Annotated in this window: 1 protein-coding gene; it reads right to left on the reverse strand. The window is 39.1% G+C overall.

Annotated elements, in window-relative coordinates; genetic code table 11:
* Positions 1 to 2,000: BspA family leucine-rich repeat surface protein (locus G7Y42_RS14805; protein WP_165007694.1), on the reverse strand; the 2,000-nt coding region annotated here is incomplete at its 3' end.
* Positions 2,001 to 2,149 lie beyond the last annotated feature (149 nt).

Consider the following 2,149-nt stretch of genomic DNA (forward strand, 5'->3'; position numbering starts at 1 on the left):
TCATCGACATAGGTGATACCTAAGGTTTCTAACCCGATTTCTTGATTAGATGAATCTTTAAACGGCGCAACTGTCGCGACTAGATCCCAATCTTGACGGGCTACATCAGAATCCGTAACTGATTTGGCTTTCGTTCCTCTAAAATCAGTGATGCCGATTTCCCAATCTTTGTCTTCTCTTGCAATCAGTTGTTCATTGAGATCCGTTGATAATTTTGTGGCATTAAATCGTAATTCTTGTGGGACATCTTTGAAACTTAATCCCCCATTCTCTATCACACGGTTGGTGGTAGTTGAGCGGCTGTCTGGTAAGAACATATCGCCATTGATCAGTTCCAGATTGGCATCATAATCCAGTTCATATCGGAAGGTTGGCGCTGTGGAGACCGTTGTATTGTTCCATGGCGTTCCTTTCCACGTGATTTTGTACTGATTGCCATAGGCAAGATCAGGTAAAGCATAACTATAGGTATGCTCCCCATTGGTTGTTCCCTCATCAGTCACCGGAATCGTTAGAGTCGCTACATAATTTCCCAAAGCATCTTGTTCTTCTACCAGTAGTTCTGGCTCAAAATCCACTGTTTCTGTCGTAAAGAGTTTCCCATTAATCGATTTAGCAGTGCGTCCTTGAGCTGATGCAGTACTATGGCCGATCTTCCATACCAAGCGATCTTCTCGACCAACAGTCATCGGATCGTTGCTTTCTAAGGTTACGCCTAATTGTGAACTAATATCCCAAACGTATGTGTCAGGCTGTGTCCCATCATATTGACTGGTAAAATCAGCTCCTGAATTATACCGCACATGACTGTTCATCCCTACCCATTTATGAGTGAAATAACTGTCAAATTGTTCCATACCACTAAATTTGAAATTACTGCCTAATTTAATAGATCTTAGATTATCAGAACCATTGAACATGGCAAACATGTTCGGCGCATTACTTGTAGAAAAACTACTTAAGTCCAAATGTTGTAAGGAAGAACAGTAACCAAACATAAGCCCCATACTGGTTACATTGACTGTATCAAAGTGACTTAGATCTAAACTTTTTAGACTACTACAGTACTCGAATACATTGTCCATTCTTGTTACGTTACTTGTATGAAAGCTACTTAAATCTAAACTTTGTAAACTACTACATCTAGCGAACATTTTATGCATACTCGTTACATTGCTGGTATCAAGTTTTTCTAACCCTGCAAATTCAATCAAATTAGGTAAATTCGCAAATAACAAGGTACTATCTTCTGGTGCCTTGAGACTCTCGACAAACTCGATTTTTTGTATTTGATCAGCGGAGACTTCTCCTTTTCCCCAAGGAGTTCCTTTATTTCCTTCAAGTGTTCCAGCATAAACAGTCAGTGTACCGGTTGTTTCATCAAACACGTATGGAGCGGTTCCCCAATAGTTTGCCTCTTTTCGAACAAACGTATCCGGTTGGCTACCATCGTAGTTGTTCATAAAATCAGCACTTGTTGCGTACATCACAGACGTATGCTTACCTGACCAACTACCATCGAGTAGATTAACTGTATCATTAAAAATGGATTTTTCTCCTAGTGTTAATTCATTCAAACTACTACAACCATTGAACATGTACAACATAGTTGTCACTTGACTCGTATCAAAGCTACCTAGATCTAGACTTTGTAGGCTACTACATCCATTGAACATGTAGAACATACTTGTCACTTGGCTCGTATCGAAGCTACTTAGATCTAGACTTTGTAAGCTACTACAACCACTGAACATCTTTTCCATAGTAGTCACTTGATTCGTATTGAAGCTGCTCACATCTAAACTTTTTAGGCTGCTACAACCAAAGAACATAGTGTACATATTCGTTACTCGACTGGTGTCAAAGCTATCATCCATAGTGATACTTTGGAGATTAGTACATCCATCGAACATAGAGCTCATATTCGTCACTTGACTCGTATCGAAGCTACTTAAATCTAAACTTTGTAAACTACTACATTTCTTGAACATATCGTTCATATTCGTCACTTGGCTCGTGTCAAAATGGAAAGATGTCAATAAAGTAGACACAAAAAGAGCAGATACTTAAAGACTTTCAAAGTAAAGAGCCTCCTTTTCATTTGGTGTAAGCATATCTAATGTTCCATGAGGACGTTTGGTGTTATAGA

The sequence above is a fragment of the Enterococcus sp. ZJ1622 genome (genome assembly GCF_011038845.1).
GTDB lineage: Bacteria > Bacillota > Bacilli > Lactobacillales > Enterococcaceae > Enterococcus_B.